Genomic DNA, 18154 nt, shown 5'->3' on the forward strand with positions numbered 1-18154 from the left:
CTCCTGCGACGGGCCCCGTGCACCCATCGTGTGAACAAGGGGACAGAGGCGACAACTCGCATCGTTTCTGCGTCGTATAGTCGCCGTATGGGTGAGAGCCGGTCGGATCAGGGGCGGGAACCGGGCATGGGATCCGCCGAAGCCGGTGTCACCACAGGTGCGCTGGCCCGTCGCCTCGGAGTGTCACCGACCACGCTGCGTTCCTGGGACCGCAGGTACGGAGTGGGGCCCGCGGTCCGTTCCGACGGGCGGCACCGCCGCTGGACGCCCCAGGACGTGGCGATGCTGGAGGAGATGTGCCGGCTGACCTCGGCCGGAGTGCCGCCCGCCGAGGCGGCCAGGGCCGCCAAGGGCGCGTCCGACCCGGTCGCGCCCGAGGCCAGGACACCGGCAGACGAGCTCGATCCCCCTGCGCTCGGGGCCGGAGCGGAAGCCCTCGGGGACCCCCGGCAGGAGTGCAAGGGCCTCGCGCGCGCCGCCGTACGCCTCGACGCGCCGTCCGTGGAAGACCAGTTGACCTCACTCGTCACGCGCCACGGTGTGGTCGTCGGCTGGGAGGAGGTGATGGTGCCGACCCTGCACGCGGTGGGCCGCAAGTGGGAGTCCGCCGGGGACCGTTACGTGGAGGTGGAGCACCTGCTGTCCTGGCACATCTCCCGGGTGCTGCACCGCGCCCCCGGGCCGGCCGGGCCCGAAGTACCGGCCACCGGCGCGGGCCCCGTCGTACTGGCCTGCGTGCCGGGCGAACAGCACTGCCTGCCGCTGGAGGCGCTGCACGCGGGGCTCGTCGAACAGGGCCTGCCCACCCGGATGTTCGGCCCCGCTGTGCCACCGGAGGCGCTGACCGCGGCGGTACGGCGGCTGGGGCCGTCCGCCGTCGTGCTGTGGTCCCAGACCCGTTCCACCGCCGACCGTCCGCTGGCCCGGCACATCGCCGCCACCGCCTGGGGGGTCAAGGGTGCCCGCGGTCATCCCGCCGTGCTCCTCGGCGGTCCAGGCTGGGCCGGACGCCCGGAACCGGGCATGCTCCGGCCGCCGGGACTGCGGGACGCGCTGACCGCGTTGGCGGGCCTGGCCGGCGGTTGAACGGGCCGACACTCATCGCGCGGCGGGTGTACGGGGGCAGCGACTCCGCGTGCCCAGGCCCGTGGACCTCGTAGGCGGCCGCCGTCCCTCCGTACGCGACCGCCGTACGCCGTTGTCCGCGCCGGTCAGCCCACCGTCGGCGTCGGAGAGGGCTGCGCGGGGAGCGAGGCCCCGGTCGCGGGGGGCGTCAGGACGACCTGCGGTTCGCCGGGCTGCGGCGGCGGAGGCGTCAGATTGATCGCGGGCACCTTCGGGAGGGTCGTCTCCTGGATCACGATCTGGTTGAAGTTGACCAGTCCGGTCTTCTCCATCACGGTGATGTGGTCCAGCACGGTGTCGTTGGCCTGGTCGGCGAGCTGACGTACGAGGGTGTTCTCGGTCGTGGCGCGGATCTTCGCGACGGTCGAGAAGATCTGCCCGTGCGTCAGGCGCAGGATGTTGGCGAAGTCGGTGTCGAACTTCTTGCCGGTGTCCGCGCTCAACGTCGCCACGAAGCCCTGCTGTTGCGGGGACGGCTTGTTCGGCAGCGTGACGCCGAGCTGCTGGGCGATCTTGCGGTCCGTGGCGTCGAGCCCGGCATGGCCCGAGATCAGGTGCTGCCCCGCCGTACGGACCGCCGGTATGGTCCCCTTCTGCAGGGCCAGTTGCCCCACCGGGTACTCCCACAGTCCCGCCGCGCGCACCTTGACGAGGAAGTCGCGGTCGGCCTCCGTCAGCGGCCCCGACGGGGGATTGGCGATGATGCGGACCGGGGCGGTGGACGTGGTCTGAATTCCCAGCATGGCCGGATAGGCGAGCGCGGCCAGAGTCATCGTCAACGCGCCGCACACGAAGAGTGTTCCCGCGTTCCGTGCAATGCGCATCGAGCAGCCTCCTGGGGGCGGGGGCGGCGGTCCCGGAGCCATTGGCTCAGGTCGGCCGCGCGGTGGATCCGGTACGGACGGATCCGGTACGAGTGGTTCGGACGACCACCTATACGGCGGCACACCGGTGAAGAATCTCTACAACAGGTAAAATCCCAGGCAGTTTATATTCGGTCCGTGCCTCTCGGCCACGGGGTCTCCGTATCGCGTCGGTCTCCGTACCGCGTCGGTCATGGCGCCGCGTCGTTCACCGCACCGCGTCGTTCACGGCATCGAGTCGTTCACGGCCCCGGATCAGTCACGGCCCCGGGCCCTCTTGAACCGGGCCAGGCCCTCGGACAGATCGACGATCGGGTCCGGGTAGTCGCAGGCCGCGCGGTCCGGGCCCCGGAGCTTCCACGGCTCGTGCACCGCACGCCCCGCGACTCCCGCCAACTCGGGCACCCAACGCCGGACATATGCCCCGTCCGGGTCGTAACGCTTGGCCTGGATCACCGGATTCAGGACACGGTTGGGCCGGCTGTCCGTGCCCGTTCCCGCCATCCACTGCCAGTTGAGCTGGTTGTTGGCGACATCGCCGTCCACCAGCAGGTCCAGGAAGTACCGGGCCCCGACCCGCCAGTCCACGTACAGCGTCTTGGTCAGGAAGCTCGCGGTGAGCAGGCGCCCCCGGTTGTGCATCCAGCCCTCGTGGCGCAGCTGCCGCATCGCCGCGTCCACCACGGGGTAGCCGGTACGCCCCTCCCGCCACGCCTCGATGTCGTCCCGCGCCTCGACGGGCGAGCGCCAACGGTCGTGCTTGGTCCGGTAGTCGGCGGCGGAGGCGTCCGGCCGGGCGGCCAGCACCTGGTGGTGGAAGTCCCGCCACGCCAGCTGCCGTACGAACGCCTCGGCGCCCGGACCGCCCGCGCCGCGCGCCCGGTGGACCAGCTCGACCGGCGACAGCGAGCCGAAGTGCAGATGGGGGGAGAGCCGGGAGGTCGCGTCGCCCGGCAGGTCGTCATGACGGTCCTCGTACGACCCGATCCCGCCGCGCAGCCAGGCCGCGAGCCGTTTCCTGGCTTCCCTCTCGCCACCCCGGGCCAGCCCCTCGGACACGTGGGGCACGTCCGAACGGGACGGGATCTCCTCCGAGCCGACGCCGTCCGGCACCCGGACGACCCGGGGAGCGGCGACGGCGTCCCGCAACGGCTGCCGCGCCCACTGGCGGTGGTACGGCGTGAAGACGGCGAAGTGGTCGGAGGAGGCGGGGGTGACCGCGCCGGGAGCGAGCGCGGTCACGACGGTCTCATGGACGTGCAGGCGGCACCCCTCCGCCTCCAGCGCGGTGCGCAGCCGCTCCTCCCTGCGGTGCGCGTAGGCGCTGACACCCGCCGCCATGTGCACCTCGTCGGCGTCGGCCTCGGCGACGATCCTGGCCACCTCGGTCACCACGTCACCGGAGCGCACCACCAGACGACCGCCGCGTTCCCGGAGCCCGGCGTCCAGATCCGCCAGACAGTCCGCGAGGAACGCCATCCGGTTCGGGACGGTGAATCCGGCCTCGGCGACGGCCTCGTCGCGGACGAAGAGCGGCACCACGGCGTCCGATCCGTCGAGGGCGGCCCGCAGCGGCGGGTGGTCGTGCAGGCGCAGGTCCGAGGTGAACAGGACGATCGAGACGGTCATGGGGTGGCTCCGGGGCGGGGCTGCGAGGGGGGTACGGCGTCGGACTGCTTCGGCTCGGACGGCTGGTGCGGATGCGTGATCCGGCCGGTTCGTGCGGATCGTGAGCTGGCTGGCTGGCTGGCTGGTGCGGATGCGTGGTCGGGCCGACTCCTGTGGATCCCTGGTCAGGGCCGGTTCCCGCGGATGTGTGATCAAGACGGCCCGCGCGCATGCCCGGTCATCGGGTGAGGGCGGGCTGTTCCCGGCCGGCGGGAGTGTTCTTGGCGGCCCGGGCGATGTTGCGGGCCATGCCGCCGAACACGACGGAGTGGAACGGCGAGACGCTCCACCAGTACAGGTGGCCCAGCAGCCCGTGCGGATGGAACAGGGCCCGCTGCCGGTAGCGCGTCCGCCCGTCGTCCGTCACCTCGGCGTACATCTCCAGCCAGGCCAGGCCCGGGAGTCTCATCTCGGCGCGCAGCCGCAGCAGGTGACCCGGCTCGATCTCCTCGACGCGCCAGAAGTCGAGCGAGTCGCCGACGCGCAGCCGGGCCGCGTCCCGGCGCCCGCGCCGCAGCCCCACCCCGCCCACCAGGCGGTCGAGCCAACCGCGCACCGCCCAGGCCAGCGGGAAGGAGTACCAGCCGTTGTCGCCGCCGATGCCCTCGATCACCCGCCACAGCGCCTCGGGCGACGCGTCCACGGTCAGTTCGCGGCGGTCGGTGTAGAGGCTGCCGCCGGCCCAGTCGGGGTCGGTGGGCAGTGGATCACTGGGCGTGCCGGGATACGAGGCCGACGACCAACGGGTGGTCACCTGGGCGTCGCGCACCCGCTGGAGCGCCAGGGTCACCGCCACGTCGAAGCCGATCGGCCGTCCCGGGGGATCGGGAACGTACTGGACGATGTCGTGTTCGTGGCACACGACCTCATGGCGCAGTGACTCGGTGAGCGGGCGCGCGATGGACGCGGGCACCGGCGTGACCAGTCCGACCCAGTGACTGGACAGCCGGGGAGTGAGCACCGGCACCGGGAAGATGAGCCTGCGGGGCAGCCCGGCGATGACCGCGTACCGCCGCATCATCTCCAGGTAGGTGAGGACCTCGGGGCCGCCGATGTCGAAGGCGCGGTTGACCTCCGCGGGCATCCGGGCGCTGCCGACGAGGGTGCGCAGCACATCGCGTACGCCCATCGGCTGGATCCGGGTGTGCACCCAGCTCGGCGTCACCATCACCGGCAGCCGCTCGGTGAGATAACGCAGCATCTCGAAGGAGGCCGAGCCGGAGCCGATGATCACCGCGGCGCGCAGCACGGTGGTCGGTACGCCCGACTCCAGCAGGATGCGCCCCACCTCGGCCCGGGACCTGAGGTGTGGTGACAGCTCGCTCTCGGGTACGCCCGCGGGGGTGAGTCCGCCCAGATAGACGATGCGCCGCACGCCGGCCGCGCGGGCCTGCTCGCCGAAGATCCGGGCGGCCCTGCGGTCGGTCTCCTCGAAGTCGTGGCCCGTGCCGAGGGCGTGCACGAGGTAGTACGCCACCTCGCACCCGCGCATCGCGTCGGCGACGGAGGCGTCGTCCAGGACGTCCCCGCGGACCACCTCCGCCTCGCCCGCCCAGGGGTAGTCGCGCAGCTTGGCCGGGGAGCGCGCCAGACAGCGCACCCGATACCCCTCGGCCAGCAGCTCGGGGACCAGCCGTCCACCGATGTAGCCGGTGGCACCGGTCACCAGACACCTCGGGCCGGTGCGGGCGTCGTCGTCGCTCATGGGTCCTCCGTCGTTGCCGCCGTCACCCCCAGTGGATCCGCTCCCCTCCCTGATCCCTTCCACGCGGGCGCCACCCACGGATGCGCCGGACGGGCCCATGGGCGCGTCCGGCGGGACGGCCTCACGCGAGACGCCCGAACGGGGACGCGCCCGGACTTCTATAGGCTGATCACGTGGCCAGACGAGATGACCGTGACGACCGGACGGGTGACCCGGACCCCGACGCGGGCCCCGAGCGGGAGCAGACCGCGGCCACGGATCTCCAGGCCTTCGCCGTTCAGCTACGCCGTATGAACGGCGAGATCAACCGGCTGGTCCACGGCTTCGCGGGCGAGCACGGTCTGCACGCCACGGACGTGCAGGCGCTCGCCGCGATCCTCGACGCACCCGAGCCGCTCACCCCCGGCCGGCTGCGCGAGCATCTCGGACTCACCTCGGGCGCGGTCACCGCGTGCCTGGACCGGCTCGAACGCGCCGGCCACATACGGCGTGTCCGGGAGAGCCCCGACCGCAGGGTGGTCCACCTCCACTACGTCCCCGACGCCAGGTCGGCCGCGCGTGCCCACTTCCGGCCGCTCGCCGAGGCCACCGCGAACGTACGGTCCGGTTTCAGCGAGGACGAGCTGTCGGTGGTCCTCCGCTTCCTGACGACGATGAACGAACAGCTCTCGGCCGTGCGGTCTCCCGGGCGCTGAACCCGCCGGCGGGCCGTCGTGCCCCGCGCCTCCGTGTGCGGCTGGTCGCCGTGCGGTGCGTCCGGGCCGGCGCCGGGGCCGGAAGTCCGGGCGTGGTCTACGATCTGGGCGCGAGATATCTCAATGATTGAGATTGTCGTTCGTTGAGATACCTGTCCGTGCAATCTGGAGAGCGATGTCCCTCACCCCGCGACGAGCCCTGTGGCTGATCCCCGTCGTCCTGCTCGTCGCCTGGCTCGGCATCGGAGGCACCCTCGGCCCCTATGCCGGCAGACTCGGCGAGGTCTCGACCAACGACCAGGCCGCCTTCCTGCCGCGCAGCGCCGAATCCACGAAGGTGGTGGCCCAGCAGCGTGCCTTCCGGCAGGCCGGGACGCTGCCCGCGATCGTCGTCTGGACGACGGACGGCGACGGATCCACGGCCGCGGCCCGGCGGTCCGCCGCGACCGGCGCGCTCGCCTCGCTCACCGGCGCCCCCGGAGTGGTCGGCCAGGCGTCACCCGCCCTGCCGTCACAGGACGGCAAGGCCCTGGAGGGGGTCGTCCAGCTCAGGCCCGACCTCGGCAAACAGCTCCCCGACGCCGTCGCGCGCATTCGTACGGCCGCCGAGCGCGTCCCCGGAACGACCGTGCGGATCGCCGGACCGGCGGCCAGTCAGGCCGACCTGGCCGACGCCTTCGCCGGGATCGACGGACTGCTCCTCGGGGTGGCCCTGGCGACCGTCCTGGTGATCCTGCTGCTCGTCTACCGCAGCGTGCTGCTGCCCTTCCTCATCATCCTCGGGGCGGTGTTCGCGCTCGGCCTGGCGTGCGCCGTCGTCTACGTCCTCGCCGGCCACGGCGTCGTACGCGTGGACGGCCAGGTGCAGGGCATCCTCTCGATCCTCGTGATCGGCGCCGCGACCGACTACGCCCTCCTGCTGACCGCCCGCTTCCGCGAGGAACTAGCCCTGAGCGCCGACCGGTTCACGGCGGTCCGGGCGGCGCTGCGGCAGTCCTGGGGCGCGATCGTCGCGAGCGCCGGAACCGTCGTCCTCGGACTGCTGGCGCTGCTGCTGAGCGACCTGACGAACAACCGGTCACTGGGGCCCGTGGGCGCCATCGGCGTGGTCTGCGCCGTGCTGAGTTCGCTCACCTTCCTGCCCGCCGTCCTGGTGCTGCTCGGCCGCGCCGCGTACTGGCCGGCCAGGCCCCACGTGGCGGGCGAGGCACGGTCCGGCGACGCGCGGTCCGGCGACCTGCGGACTAGCAGGGGCATCTGGAACCGGGTCGCGGACCTGGTGGACCGGGCGCCGCGCAAGGTCTGGGCGATCGCCCTGGCCGGACTCCTCGCCTGTGCCGCCTTCGCGCCCACCCTCACCGCGAAGGGCGTTCCGCTCAACGAGCTCTTCGTCAACGACGCGCCGTCCGTCGCCGCGCAGGAGACCCTCGGGCGGCACTTCCCCGGCGGCTCCGGCAACCCCGCCGTGATCATCGCGAACGCCGACCGCGTCGCACAGGTCACGGCCGCCGCCCGCGCGACGGACGGTGTCGCGTCGGCCGCCGCGGTGACCGGGGCCGGGCGGCCCGGCGGGGGAGCGCCCCAGGTCGTCGACGGCCGGGCGCGTGTCGACGTCACCCTGCGGTCCGGCGCGGACAGCGACGCGGCCAAGGACACCGTCGCGCGACTGCGTAAGGCGGTGCACGCCGTACCGGGCGCCGACGCGCTCGTCGGGGGCTACACGGCTCAGCAGTACGACACCCGGCAGACCGCCGAACGCGACCGTACGCTCATCGTGCCGGTGGTCCTCGCCATCATCCTGGTCATACTGGCCGGCCTGCTCCGCTCGCTGCTCATGCCGGTGCTCCTGGTAGCCACGGTGGCCCTCAACTTCCTTGCCACTCTGGGCATTTCGTCGCTCGTGTTCCGGCACGGGTTCGGCTTCACGGGCACCGACGCGTCCGTACCGCTGTACGGCTTCGTGTTCCTGGTGGCCCTCGGCGTCGACTACAACATCTTCCTGATGTCCCGGGTCCGCGAGGAGTCGCTGCGCCACGGGGTGCGCCAGGGTGTGCTGCGCGGACTCGTCGCCACCGGCGGGGTGATCACCTCGGCGGGCGTGGTGCTCGCCGCGACCTTCGCCGCCCTCGGCGTGATCCCGCTGGCCTTCATGGTGCAGATCGCCTTCATCGTCGCCTTCGGTGTCCTGCTCGACACCCTGGTGGTCCGCTCCCTGCTGGTGCCCGCCCTGGTCCGCGACATCGGCCGCCGCGCCTGGTGGCCGGGGGCCCTGAGCCGCGAGCCCGAAGCCGTGCCCGAGCCGGCGCCCGAGCCCGAGGCCCTCGGGGGCGAGCGCGTGGAGGTGTGAGAGGGCCGGGTACGAAAATGGTCCGCCCGCGTGTTCGCGCGGGCGGATCGTCCGTCGTCCGTTGGCCGACGTTCGTCGCCGTCGGGCAGCGAACGGGCCTGACATGTCTCGGTGAAACCCGGGCAAGCGCATTCCACGGGACTCGTCGCTCCGGGTCCGCCGTCCGAGCTGGAGGTGTCTGCCGCCATGGGCACAAAGGTGCTGGAACGATTTCCCGCCGGCGCTCCGCGCGGATCCTGGACCGCGGAGGAGTACGCGGCACGACGCCGTACCGAGGGGCTGGCGGCGACGGTCGTGATGGACCTGAAGTCGGACGCCTTCCTCGTGGTCGTTCCGCTCGGCGACGAGGACTGATCCGGGACGAGCGGAAGCAAGGGGTTGGCGGGTTGACGTGGCTGAACCTGCCATGGTCTACGGTCCCGTCAGCCGCCGATGCCACCAGCCGGCCCCGGCCCCCATCGGCGCACCCGGATCGGGGAGCGTCCGCCGCTCGAATTAGCAAGGGCCCACGCCGAGCCCTCAGGCGAGACGGCGGTCCGGGATGCGAGACCCGTCTTTCATTCCTTGACTGTCCGGACCGGGGGCTGCGACGATCGCGCCATGAAGATGCGACTGGACCTCACGCGGCGACGCCATGTCGACCTTGCGCGTGTCTCCAGTTCCTTCTGTTGCCGCGAAGTCTGACGATCCCGACGGCGGGGTCCCCTTCGCGCGGGACGGTTCGCCCGCGGTGATTTCCCTCCCGTCGCGATCCAGCGCGTTCCCCCGCCTGTCGCCCGTGTTTCGACGCCCGGATTCCGGCTGAATTCACGGACCTCGAAGCGTCCTCCAACAGTCGGCTCCCCTCAGGTGTCGTGCTGCTGCCGGTAGCGGGTGCGCAAGGGGCCAACTGCCCTACAGGGGACCGGAGTCCGTGGCGACGTATGGGGCGTGTGCGCGGAGCCCGACGGTCCGTCCCGGTACCCCCTCCACCTCTCCGCCCCCGTTTCCGAAAGAGGACTCATGGCCACCGTCCTGTCCGTATCCGGCAGTCCCTCGGTCTCCTCCCGTACTGCCAAGCTCCTGCGCCATCTCGACGCCCGGCTCGCCGCGCAGGGGCACGAGGTGATTCCGCTCGACGTCCGTACGATCCCGGCCGAGGCGTTGCTCGGCGCGGACTTCCAGCATCCGGCCATCGTCGAGGCGACCGCGCTGTTCGCCCGCGCCGACGGGGTGGTCATCGGCACCCCCGTCTACAAGGCCGCCTACTCCGGTGTCCTCAAGGCCCTGCTCGATCTGCTCCCGCAGTACGCCCTTGCCGGGAAGACGGTGCTGCCGCTGGTGACGGGAGGCAGTACCGCCCATGTGCTGGCCCTGGACTACGCACTCCGTCCGGTTCTCAACTCCATGGGAGCGGCTCACATAGTCCAGGGCTGGTTCACCCTCGACAAGGACATCATCACGGGACAGGACGGGAGCGTCACCGTGGCTCCGGGCACCGCCGAGGCCCTGGCGCAGGTCGTCGACCAGTTCTCGGCCGCCCTGGGGCGTACCCCTCTGCTGGCGGTGGCCGGTTGACGTCACTGAGCCCCAAGTGACGGTCTTGGAAGTCGAGTTACCAGCCCCTGGCCCATGCCGCCGTCGCCGACCCACGCCTGCCCGGCCCCCCGATCGGAGAAAGCCGCCGTGTCCCTCACCTTTCACTGGTTCCTGCCCACCAACGGCGACAGCCGGCACGTCGTCGGCGGTGGCCACGGCACGCCCGCCACCGCCTCCGGACGGGACCGGCCGCCGACGGTCGCCTACTTGAGCCAGATCGCCCGCGCCGCCGAGGACCTGGGATTCGTCGGTGCCCTCACCCCGACGGGTGCCTGGTGCGAGGACGCGTGGCTGACGACCGCGATGGTCAGCCAGCACACCGAGCGCCTGAAGTTCCTCGTCGCCTTCCGGCCCGGCTTCGTGTCGCCCACGCTCGCCGCGCAGATGGCCTCCACCTTCCAGCGCCAGAGCGGCGGACGGCTGCTCCTCAACGTGGTGACCGGCGGTGAGAGCCACGAGCAGCGCGCCTACGGCGACTTCCTCGACAAGGACGCCCGGTACCGCCGTACCGGCGAATTCCTGCGGATCGTCCGGGACTTGTGGGACGGCAAGACCGTCGACCTGTCCGGCGAACACCTCCGGGTCGAGGACGCCCGGCTCACCCGGGTCCCCGACCCGGTCCCGGAGGTCTACTTCGGTGGCTCCTCACCCGTCGCCGGTGAGGTCGCCGCCCGCCACGCCGACGTGTACCTCACCTGGGGCGAACCCCCCGCCCAGGTCGCCGAGAAGATCGCCTGGATCCGCGGGCTCGCGGCCGAGGAGGGGCGCACCCTCCGGTTCGGCATCCGGCTGCACGTCATCACCCGCGACACCTCGGAGCAGGCGTGGGCCGAGGCGCACCGGCTCCTCGACGGCTTCGACCCGGAGACGGTGCGGTCCGTGCAGGCGGGACTCGCCCGCAGCGAGTCGCAGGGCCAGCAACGGATGCTCGCGCTGCACGGCGGCGGCCGGGACGGACTGGAGATCCACCCCAACCTGTGGGCCGGTATCGGTCTGGTGCGCGGCGGCGCGGGCACCGCCCTGGTCGGCAGTCACGACGAGGTCGCCGAGCGGATCCGCGAGTACCACGCCCTCGGGATCGACGAGTTCGTGCTCTCCGGCTACCCGCACCTGGAGGAGGCCTACTGGTTCGGTGAGGGCGTCCTGCCCCGCCTCGCCGCGCGGGGCCTGTGGCAGCACCCGTTCGCGACCCCGCCCGTCCCCGCCGCCCAGGTGCCCTTCACCGGCTGAACGGACCGGTCCACGCGAGTGGACCCATCGGCCCGCGTGGACGGATGGACGCGGCGCACCGACAGAGACCGAGGAACCGGGCGATCCGGGTGCGCCCGGGCGGCCCGTTTCGACCAGACGCCTCCAGGCGACCCGTTCGACCAGACGCACCCGGGTGACCGGTTCAACCGGGTCACCCGGGCGAACCCAGCGACCCCAGGTGCGCGGCGCGCACCTCGGCCGTCTGCCCCTGCACCAGCAGGAACATCCCCTCCCGCGCCAGCCGCTGCGCCGGGCTGCGCAGATCCATCGCCCGCCCGCCGCCGGCCACGACCGCCGCGGTCGTGGCCGCCCGCATCACGTCGTACGCCCGTGTCTTGCACGCGAGCCGCTCGTCGATCCGCTCGGTCGGCACAGGGTGGTCGGCGAGTTCGTACGCCTGCCGCCTGACCTCGTCGAGACGTGCCCGCAGAGTCTCCGCCGTCTCCGCCGCGGAGGGATCCTCCTCCAGCAGGCCGATCGCCGTAGCCGTCACCCCGAAGACGGCCGGTGAGGCATTGGTGTTCTTGGGCCGGTCGGTGACCGCCCAGGACGCGTACGGGGTGCGCAGCGCCACCGCGTCCTCGGACAGCCACAGCCCGTTCAGCTCCAGCGAGACCGTCCGGGACGCGGTGAGCGCGGCGAGCCGCATCGGCGGGGACGGACGCAGCCCCGGCTGCTCGCGCGCCTCGGTGAACGCGAACAGCGCCTCGTCCGCGTCCGTCACCCCCGCCAGCAGCATGATGTCGTTCAGCCCCCAGCCCGTGTACCAGGGGACCGTCCCGTCGAAGCGCCAGCCGCCGCGCTCGCGCGTGACCCGCACCGGGATCCGCGGATAGGCGCGCAACTGGGCGTACGCGACACCGGACAGCAGTTCGCCGCCCGCGAGCGGACCCAGCAGGCGCTCCCGCAGCGGGAGGCCGCTGTTCGCCAGGGTCGTCACCGGCGTGTGGTGCTGGGTCTGCACGAACCAGGTCGAGCAGCACGCCCCGGCCAGGATCTCCGCGGTCTCCCTGACCACCGCGGCGGGCGCCGCCGATCCGCCGTACGCCACCGGGGCGACCGCCCCGAGCAGCCCCGACCCCTTGATCGCCTCGACGCTGCTCGCGGGGACGCCTTCCTGGTCCACGCGCTCCGCCAGGGGCGCCAGCACCTCCGCCGCCAGTTTCCGGGCCGCGGTGACGAGCGGATGCGGTGGGACGGTCATCGAGGGAATCTCCCGCTGTCGTCGTGGCGTGTGTCGATCCGGCGCGTTCTCGTTCGTGTAGTCAGTGAGACGCCGAGTGAGAGACATCCGAGGAGGACACATCATGAAGTACTACCTGCTGAGCGTGATGCAGCCGCAGGGCGAGCGGCCCGCGCCCGAGGTCCTGGAAGAGATCATGCACAACCTGGACGTGTTCCACGCGGAGCTGCGCGAGGCCGGTGCCTGGGTGTTCGCCGGCGGACTGCACGGGCCGGACACGGCCACCGTGCTGCGGGCCCGCGACGGCGACGTCCTGGTCACCGACGGGCCGTACACGGAGAGCAAGGAGCATCTGGGCGGGATCTGTCTGATCAAGGCGCCCGACCTCGACGCGGCGCTGATGTGGGGGCGCAAGGCGACGCTGGCGACCACGCTTCCCATCGAGGTACGCCCGTTCATGCACGAGACCGAGGACTGATGGCCGTCGGCGGCGCCGAGACCGAGGCCGTCTTCCGCGCGGAGTACGGCCGGGCCGTCGCCGTCCTGATCCGCTACCTGGGCGACATCGACCTCGCGGAGGAAGCGGTCCAGGACGCGTTCGCCACGGCCGTGGCGAAGTGGCCGGAGTCCGGCGTGCCGCCGAGCCCGGCGGGCTGGATCATCACCACCGCCCGCAACCGCGCCGTCGACCGGCTGCGCCGCGAGTCCACCCGGGTGGCCCGGCACGCCGAGGCGGCCCGGCTGAACGTCCCGGACGAACCCGTGGAGGAGGGCCCCGTGCGCGACGACCGGCTCCGTCTGATCTTCACCTGCTGCCACCCGGCGCTCGCCCCCCAGGCGCAGGTCGCCCTCACGCTACGGCTCCTCGGAGGCCTGACCACCCCGCAGATCGCGCGCGCCTTCCTCGTCCCCGAACCGACCATGGCCCAGCGGATCGTCCGCGCCAAGGCCAAGATCCGCGACGCGGGCATCCCGTACCGCATCCCGCGCGACGCGGACCTGCCGGACCGCGTCAAGGGTGTGCTGGCCGTCGTCTACCTCGTGTTCAACGAGGGGTACGGCGGCCGTGAGGACCTCTGCGCCGAGGCCCTGCGCCTCGGGCGCCTCCTCGTCGAGCTGATGCCGGACGAGCCCGAGGCGGTCGGCCTGCTCGCGCTGATGCTGCTGATCGAGGCCCGCCGGCCGGCCCGCGCGACGGCGGACGGCGACCTGGTCCTCCTCGCCGACCAGGACCGTACGCGGTGGGACCGGGACCTGATCACCGAGGGCCAGGCCCTCGTACGCCGCTGCCTGCGCCGCAACCGGCCGGGGCCGTACCAGATCCAGGCCGCGGTCAACGCCGTCCACAGCGACGCGCCGACCGCGGCCGCCACGGACTGGGGCCAGATCCTCCGGCTCTACGACCAGCTCATGGAGCTCGCGCCCAGCCCGGTCGTGGCCCTCAACCGCGCCGTCGCCGTGGCCGAGGTCGAGGGCCCGGAGACCGCGCTCGCCCTCGTGGAGAACCTCGACCTGGACGGCTATCACGCCTTCCACGCCGTACGGGCGGATCTGCTGCGCCGGCTCGGACGGCGCGCCGACGCGCTACGGGCGTACGACGCGGCCATCACGCTGACCGGGAGCGGGCCGGAACGCGCCCACCTCGAACGGATGAGAACGGCCCTCGCCGGGAGCTGACCGCGCGGAGAGTCACACGCCGAACGCCTCCCGCCCCGTCCGCTCGGCGTCCAGGACGACCTCGCCCGACGATGTGACCCGGCCCGCCGCCAGGACGTAGGAGCGCTGCGCGGCCCGCATCGCGAAGCCGACGTGCTGCTCGACCAGGAGCCCCGACAGACCGCCCCGGGCGGCCGGCGCGAGAATGCCGATCCGGCCGGAAGGGGGCGAACGAGCCCCCGTTTCGTCGCTCCGGAACCACGCGGTGAGCCAGATGCCGGACGGTCCTCACCCGGGACCCGCGCCATCCGTCCACAACCGCCCGAGGCAGAGCGACCAGCGGGCAGGATGGCCTCATGACAAAGCTGTCCGTACGCTCGGTCGCTCGTACCTCCTCCGGTTCGGTGCTGTCGTTGTGGTCACAGGACTCCGTGCTGTCGATCGGCTCGGTGGGGTCGGTGCTGTCCGTGGGGTCCGTCGGTTCGGCCCTGTCGGTCGGCTCGATCGGAAGTGCCCTGTCGGTCGGCTCGATCGGTTCCGCCCTGTCGCTGATCTCGACCGGTTCGTGGCTGAGCACAGGATCGTTGCTCTCCGCGCAGTCGCGGTGGTCGGTGCTGTCCTGGCGGTCCTCCCGCGGTTTCATGGCCGCGGGAGCGGTAGGGGCGGCGACCGGAGGTGCCCTGCTGCTGGCCCGGATGCTGCACAAGGCCGGAACCGGCACCGAATAGTCGAACGCGCGCGCTCAGTCGGCAGGGCCCACTGGCCGTTCATGGCCGGCCTGCCCGGGATCGGGCCGGCCCTGATCGGCGGTATCGCGCTGCGCATCTCCGCGGTTGCGGGCACCGTGATGACGGGGCTGATGCGGGTCGCCGAACGGCCGCCCGCCCGGCACCTGTCCGACGGCTCGCCGAGCATGTCGGTCAACCCGTTCGTCGACTACCACCTCGTCTACGCCGCCGTACTGATCGTTCTCGCACTGGCCTCCGCGGGCGACACCCTGGGTGTCGGCAGGCCCTGGGCCGAGCGCTGACCGCGGGCGGGACCCCCGTCCGGGATTCCGCCGCACGGCCGCGCGGCCCGCGTTGGGCCGAACGGCCCGCACCGGGGACCTGCGGCCCCTGCCCCCACCCGACCGTTCGACACGACCCTGGAATCGGACCCCGTTCGGGCCCCGATTCAGGAGGTGGACACCATGCCCCGCACCGTCACCGTAGGCCTCGACGGTTCTCCCGAGAGCCTCACCGCCGCCGAATGGGCCACCCGCGAGGCGCGACTGCGCGCCCTGCCGGTCAGGCTGCTCAACGTATGGGAACCGGCCCCGGACCCCATGGCCCAGGCACCGCTGCTCGGCGCCGAGACCCACCAGCACTGGAGCGAGAGGATCCCGCGCGAGGCGGCCGAAGGGATACGGGCGCGCCACCCGGGAGTCGACGTCACCACGGAGCAGCTCACCGGCCGGCCCGCCGAGGCGCTGGTGAAGGCCGCGGACGACGCCGAACTCCTGGTGCTCGGCACCCGTGGGCTCAGCGGCGTGGGCGGCTTCATGGTCGGCTCGGTCGGCCTGGCGGTCGCGGCGCACGCCGGGCGCCCCGTGGTGTTCGTACGCGCCGGTGAACAGGCCGCGGACGAGCACCTGACGGATCCGACGGGCATCCCGTCCGCCGCCGCGCCCTTCCACCCCGTCGTGCTCGGGCTGGACACCGGCGCCCCGGACGACACGCTGATCGGCTTCGCCTTCGAGGCCGCCCTCCTGCGCGCCACGGCGCTGCGGGTCGTGCACTCCTGGAACGAGCCGCCCTACATCGCGTACGGGCTGCCCCCGGACATCAAGATGAACGCCCGGCTGGCCGCCCAGGACGCCGCCGCCATGACGGAGGCACTGCGGCCCTGGCGCGAGAAGTTCCCGATCGTGGAGATCATCGAGGACTCCCTGTCCGGAAAGCCGGCCAACCACCTGGTGGACGCCTCCCGGGAGGCCTCGCTCGTCGTCGTGGGCCGCCGTGTCCGCCACGCCGCGCTCGGCGCCCACCTCGGGCCCGTCACGCACGCCGTACTCCACCACGCCACCGCCCCCGTCGCCGTCGTACCGCACCCCTGACCCGCCACGGGCCGTCCTCGGCCGCGTGCTCATCGGGGCTCGATCGTGCAAGGAGAGCCATCCCATGAAAGCAGCAGTCGTACGAGCGTTCGGTGAGCCGCTGGTCATCGAGGAGCGACCGGACCCGGAGCCCGGCCCCGGCCAGGTCCGCATCCGGGTGGAGGCCTCCGGGCTCTGCCACACCGACATCCACGCCGCCAACGGCGACTGGCCGGTCAAGCCGAGCCCGCCGTTCGTCCCCGGACACGAGGGCGTCGGCCTGGTCGAGGCGCTGGGCGACGGTGTCACCCATCTCGGGGTGGGCCAGCGGGTGGCCGTGCCCTGGCTCGGGAGCGCGTGCGGTCGGTGCGAGCACTGCCTCTCCGGCTGGGAGACGCTCTGCGAGCAGCAGATCAACACCGGCTACGGGTGCGACGGCGGCTACGCCGAGAAGATGCTCGCCTGGGCCGACTTCGCCCAGCCGGTGCCCGAGGGGATCTCCCCGCTCGACGCGGCCCCGCTCACCTGCGCCGGCGTGACCACCTACAAGGCCCTGAAGGTCGCCGAGGTCCGGCCCAGCCAACTCGTCGCCATCTCCGGGGTGGGCGGACTCGGTCACCTCGCCGTGCAGTACGCGAAGATCGCCGGGGCGACCGTGGCGGCGATCGACGTCACCGACGACAAGCTCGAACTCGCCGCGGAACTCGGCGCCGACATCGTCATCGACGCCCGCAAGGAGGACCCGGGCGAGGTCCTGAAGAGCCACGGCGGCGCGCACGCCGCGCTCGCGCTGGCGGTGAACGAGGACGCCTTCGCCGCGGTGTACAAGGGACTGCGGCGCGGCGGAAAGCTCGTCCTGGTCGCGATGCCGGCGCACGGCACCATCCAGGTCCCGATCTTCGAGACCGTGCTGAACGGCACCTCCGTGATCGGCTCCATCGTCGGGACCCGGCAGGACCTGGCCGAGGTCTTCGGCCTGCACGCCGCCGGCCGGACGAGGGTCATCCGCGAATCCCGGCCGCTCGCCTCCGTCAACGAGTCCATCGGCGATGTGCTGCACGGCCGGATCCAGGCCCGGATCGTCTTCGACTTCGGCGAAGGGAGCTGACCGCCGTGGACCTGCCCCTCGTCGTGGGCGTCGACGGGTCCGAGCCCGGCATGCGGGCCGTGGACTGGGCCACGGACGAGGCCGCCCTGCGCGGCCTGCCGCTGCGCCTGGTGTACGCCTCGCTCTGGGAACGCTACGAAGGCGCCGCCCTCGCCGAGGGGCTGGGCAGGTCCTCCGAGCAGATCATGGCCGACACCGTCGTGGGGGCCGCCGCCGAGCGTGCCCACCGCCGTGACGTCGACGTGCGGATCTCCACCGAGGTGGTGCCCGACGACGCGGTGGGCACGCTGCTCAGGGAGGGTCTGAACGCCACCGCGCTGGTGCTCGGCTCACGGGGCCGCGGCGGCATCGCCGAAAGGCTCCTCGGGTCGGTGAGCCTCACGGTCGCCGCCCGCGCCCACTGCCCGGTGATCGTGCTGCGCGGCGGCCACGACAACCAGGGCGGGGCGGGCCGGCACCGGCGCGTCGTCCTCGGGGTCGGGGACCCCTCGCACGGGTCGGCCGCCGCCCGCTTCGCCTTCCGGGAGGCCGCCGAACGCGGGGCGGCGCTGGAGGCCGTACGGGCCTGGCGGTGGTCCGCCCACGAGTCGGCCGATCACCCGCTGACGGCGGGCGAGCCCGCCCGGTCGCAGGAACAGCGGGCGGTGGAGATCCTGGGCAAGGCACTGAGCGGCGCCGCGGCCGAGTATCCGGCCGTGGACGTGCGCCGGCGCACCGTCGAGGGCACCGCCCGCACGGTGCTGCTCGACGCCTCCACCGAGGCCGATCTGCTCGTCGTCGGGGTCAGGCGGCACGACAGCCACGGGCACACCGGGATGCAGCTAGGCCGGGTCGCCCACGCCGCCCTGCACCACGCGGCCTGCCCCGTCGCCGTCGTACCCCAACGCGTATGACCGGC

At 72.7% G+C, this 18154-nt stretch carries 17 protein-coding genes and 2 pseudogenes; 14 read left to right on the forward strand and 5 right to left on the reverse strand.

What is annotated here, in order from left to right; genetic code table 11:
• Positions 1-126: 126 nt before the first annotated feature.
• Entirely contained in the window at positions 127-1086 is a 960-nt protein-coding gene (locus ACZ6KY_RS20815) for a MerR family transcriptional regulator (RefSeq protein ID WP_469311758.1), read from the forward strand.
• 125 nt (positions 1087-1211) lie between these two features.
• On the opposite strand, the gene ACZ6KY_RS20820 is transcribed toward ACZ6KY_RS20815, so the two are convergent.
• The 3 genes from ACZ6KY_RS20820 to ACZ6KY_RS20830 form a co-directional block, all read right to left on the reverse strand.
• Entirely contained in the window at positions 1212-1949 is a 738-nt protein-coding gene (locus ACZ6KY_RS20820; RefSeq protein ID WP_469311759.1) for a DUF4142 domain-containing protein, read from the reverse strand.
• Positions 1950-2243: 294 nt separating this feature from the next.
• A complete protein-coding gene (locus ACZ6KY_RS20825) occupies positions 2244-3617 on the reverse strand; it encodes a cryptochrome/photolyase family protein (protein ID WP_469311760.1) in 1374 nt (457 codons plus the stop codon).
• A gap of 217 nt (positions 3618-3834) precedes the next feature.
• On the reverse strand, positions 3835-5361 hold the full coding sequence (locus tag ACZ6KY_RS20830; RefSeq protein ID WP_469311761.1) for an SDR family oxidoreductase: 1527 nt from the start codon (positions 5359-5361) through the stop codon (positions 3835-3837).
• 173 nt (positions 5362-5534) lie between these two features.
• Between ACZ6KY_RS20830 and ACZ6KY_RS20835 the strand changes: the two genes are divergently transcribed.
• The 6 genes from ACZ6KY_RS20835 to ACZ6KY_RS20860 all read left to right on the forward strand — a co-directional run bounded on the left by ACZ6KY_RS20835 (position 5535) and on the right by ACZ6KY_RS20860 (position 11211).
• Positions 5535-6056 carry a MarR family winged helix-turn-helix transcriptional regulator gene (locus ACZ6KY_RS20835; protein WP_469311762.1) on the forward strand — a complete coding sequence of 174 codons (522 nt, stop codon included), beginning with the start codon at positions 5535-5537 and terminating at the stop codon, positions 6054-6056.
• A gap of 175 nt (positions 6057-6231) precedes the next feature.
• Positions 6232-8403 (forward strand): MMPL family transporter, encoded by a 2172-nt coding sequence (locus tag ACZ6KY_RS20840; RefSeq protein ID WP_469311763.1) that lies wholly within the window; start codon positions 6232-6234, stop codon positions 8401-8403.
• A gap of 186 nt (positions 8404-8589) precedes the next feature.
• On the forward strand, positions 8590-8757 hold the full coding sequence (locus tag ACZ6KY_RS20845) for a hypothetical protein (protein WP_261707043.1): 168 nt from the start codon (positions 8590-8592) through the stop codon (positions 8755-8757).
• Between the two features lie 252 nt (positions 8758-9009).
• Positions 9010-9087, forward strand: a complete 78-nt coding sequence (locus ACZ6KY_RS20850) for a putative leader peptide (RefSeq protein ID WP_353962479.1) — start codon at positions 9010-9012, stop codon at positions 9085-9087.
• Positions 9088-9405: 318 nt separating this feature from the next.
• On the forward strand, positions 9406-9960 hold the full coding sequence (gene ssuE / locus ACZ6KY_RS20855; RefSeq protein ID WP_469311764.1) for an NADPH-dependent FMN reductase: 555 nt from the start codon (positions 9406-9408) through the stop codon (positions 9958-9960).
• 108 nt (positions 9961-10068) lie between these two features.
• Entirely contained in the window at positions 10069-11211 is a 1143-nt protein-coding gene (locus ACZ6KY_RS20860) for an LLM class flavin-dependent oxidoreductase (protein WP_469311765.1), read from the forward strand.
• A gap of 172 nt (positions 11212-11383) precedes the next feature.
• Here ACZ6KY_RS20860 and ACZ6KY_RS20865 read toward each other — a convergent pair whose 3' ends face one another.
• Positions 11384-12436, reverse strand: coding sequence for an acyl-CoA dehydrogenase family protein (locus tag ACZ6KY_RS20865; RefSeq protein WP_469311766.1), 1053 nt, complete (start codon positions 12434-12436; stop codon positions 11384-11386).
• A gap of 103 nt (positions 12437-12539) precedes the next feature.
• Between ACZ6KY_RS20865 and ACZ6KY_RS20870 the strand changes: the two genes are divergently transcribed.
• Together ACZ6KY_RS20870 and ACZ6KY_RS20875 are read left to right on the forward strand one after the other, a co-directional pair.
• Positions 12540-12893, forward strand: coding sequence for a YciI family protein (locus ACZ6KY_RS20870; protein ID WP_469311767.1), 354 nt, complete (start codon positions 12540-12542; stop codon positions 12891-12893).
• Positions 12893-14092, forward strand: a complete 1200-nt coding sequence (locus ACZ6KY_RS20875; protein ID WP_469311768.1) for an RNA polymerase sigma factor — start codon at positions 12893-12895, stop codon at positions 14090-14092. Before ACZ6KY_RS20870 ends, ACZ6KY_RS20875 begins: the two co-directional genes overlap by 1 nt.
• Positions 14093-14104: 12 nt before the next feature.
• Here ACZ6KY_RS20875 and ACZ6KY_RS20880 read toward each other — a convergent pair.
• Positions 14105-14278, reverse strand: a pseudogene (locus ACZ6KY_RS20880) (ABC transporter ATP-binding protein); the annotation flags it as partial.
• Between the two features lie 149 nt (positions 14279-14427).
• Here ACZ6KY_RS20880 and ACZ6KY_RS20885 point away from each other — a divergent pair.
• The 5 genes and pseudogenes from ACZ6KY_RS20885 to ACZ6KY_RS20905 all read left to right on the forward strand — a co-directional run bounded on the left by ACZ6KY_RS20885 (position 14428) and on the right by ACZ6KY_RS20905 (position 18149).
• Positions 14428-14799 (forward strand): hypothetical protein, encoded by a 372-nt coding sequence (locus tag ACZ6KY_RS20885; protein ID WP_469311769.1) that lies wholly within the window; start codon positions 14428-14430, stop codon positions 14797-14799.
• Between the two features lie 26 nt (positions 14800-14825).
• Positions 14826-15101, forward strand: a pseudogene (locus tag ACZ6KY_RS20890) (hypothetical protein); the annotation flags it as partial.
• A 162-nt stretch (positions 15102-15263) separates the two neighbouring features.
• On the forward strand, positions 15264-16169 hold the full coding sequence (locus ACZ6KY_RS20895) for a universal stress protein (protein ID WP_469311770.1): 906 nt from the start codon (positions 15264-15266) through the stop codon (positions 16167-16169).
• Positions 16170-16233: 64 nt separating this feature from the next.
• The gene (locus ACZ6KY_RS20900) at positions 16234-17256 is read left to right on the forward strand and encodes a zinc-dependent alcohol dehydrogenase (RefSeq protein ID WP_469311771.1); all 1023 of its coding nucleotides are present in this window, start codon (positions 16234-16236) and stop codon (positions 17254-17256) included.
• Positions 17257-17261: 5 nt separating this feature from the next.
• A complete protein-coding gene (locus ACZ6KY_RS20905; RefSeq protein ID WP_469311772.1) occupies positions 17262-18149 on the forward strand; it encodes a universal stress protein in 888 nt (295 codons plus the stop codon).
• Positions 18150-18154: the final 5 nt, after the last annotated feature.

It is taken from the genome of Streptomyces sp. NPDC042002 (assembly GCF_055588305.1).

Excerpts from the sequence above, each read along its gene's own strand:
- ACZ6KY_RS20815 (WP_469311758.1), top strand. The coding sequence starts at position 127 with ATGGGATCCGCCGAAGCCGGTGTCACCACAGGTGCGCTGGCCCGTCGC.
- ACZ6KY_RS20820 (WP_469311759.1), bottom strand. The coding sequence starts at position 1,949 with ATGCGCATTGCACGGAACGCGGGAACACTCTTCGTGTGCGGCGCGTTG.
- ACZ6KY_RS20825 (WP_469311760.1), bottom strand. The coding sequence starts at position 3,617 with ATGACCGTCTCGATCGTCCTGTTCACCTCGGACCTGCGCCTGCACGAC.
- ACZ6KY_RS20830 (WP_469311761.1), bottom strand. The coding sequence starts at position 5,361 with ATGAGCGACGACGACGCCCGCACCGGCCCGAGGTGTCTGGTGACCGGT.
- ACZ6KY_RS20840 (WP_469311763.1), top strand. The coding sequence starts at position 6,232 with ATGTCCCTCACCCCGCGACGAGCCCTGTGGCTGATCCCCGTCGTCCTG.
- ACZ6KY_RS20845 (WP_261707043.1), top strand. The coding sequence starts at position 8,590 with ATGGGCACAAAGGTGCTGGAACGATTTCCCGCCGGCGCTCCGCGCGGA.
- ACZ6KY_RS20850 (WP_353962479.1), top strand. The coding sequence starts at position 9,010 with ATGCGACTGGACCTCACGCGGCGACGCCATGTCGACCTTGCGCGTGTC.
- ssuE (WP_469311764.1), top strand. The coding sequence starts at position 9,406 with ATGGCCACCGTCCTGTCCGTATCCGGCAGTCCCTCGGTCTCCTCCCGT.
- ACZ6KY_RS20865 (WP_469311766.1), bottom strand. The coding sequence starts at position 12,436 with ATGACCGTCCCACCGCATCCGCTCGTCACCGCGGCCCGGAAACTGGCG.
- ACZ6KY_RS20870 (WP_469311767.1), top strand. The coding sequence starts at position 12,540 with ATGAAGTACTACCTGCTGAGCGTGATGCAGCCGCAGGGCGAGCGGCCC.
- ACZ6KY_RS20875 (WP_469311768.1), top strand. The coding sequence starts at position 12,893 with ATGGCCGTCGGCGGCGCCGAGACCGAGGCCGTCTTCCGCGCGGAGTAC.
- ACZ6KY_RS20885 (WP_469311769.1), top strand. The coding sequence starts at position 14,428 with ATGACAAAGCTGTCCGTACGCTCGGTCGCTCGTACCTCCTCCGGTTCG.
- ACZ6KY_RS20895 (WP_469311770.1), top strand. The coding sequence starts at position 15,264 with ATGCCCCGCACCGTCACCGTAGGCCTCGACGGTTCTCCCGAGAGCCTC.
- ACZ6KY_RS20900 (WP_469311771.1), top strand. The coding sequence starts at position 16,234 with ATGAAAGCAGCAGTCGTACGAGCGTTCGGTGAGCCGCTGGTCATCGAG.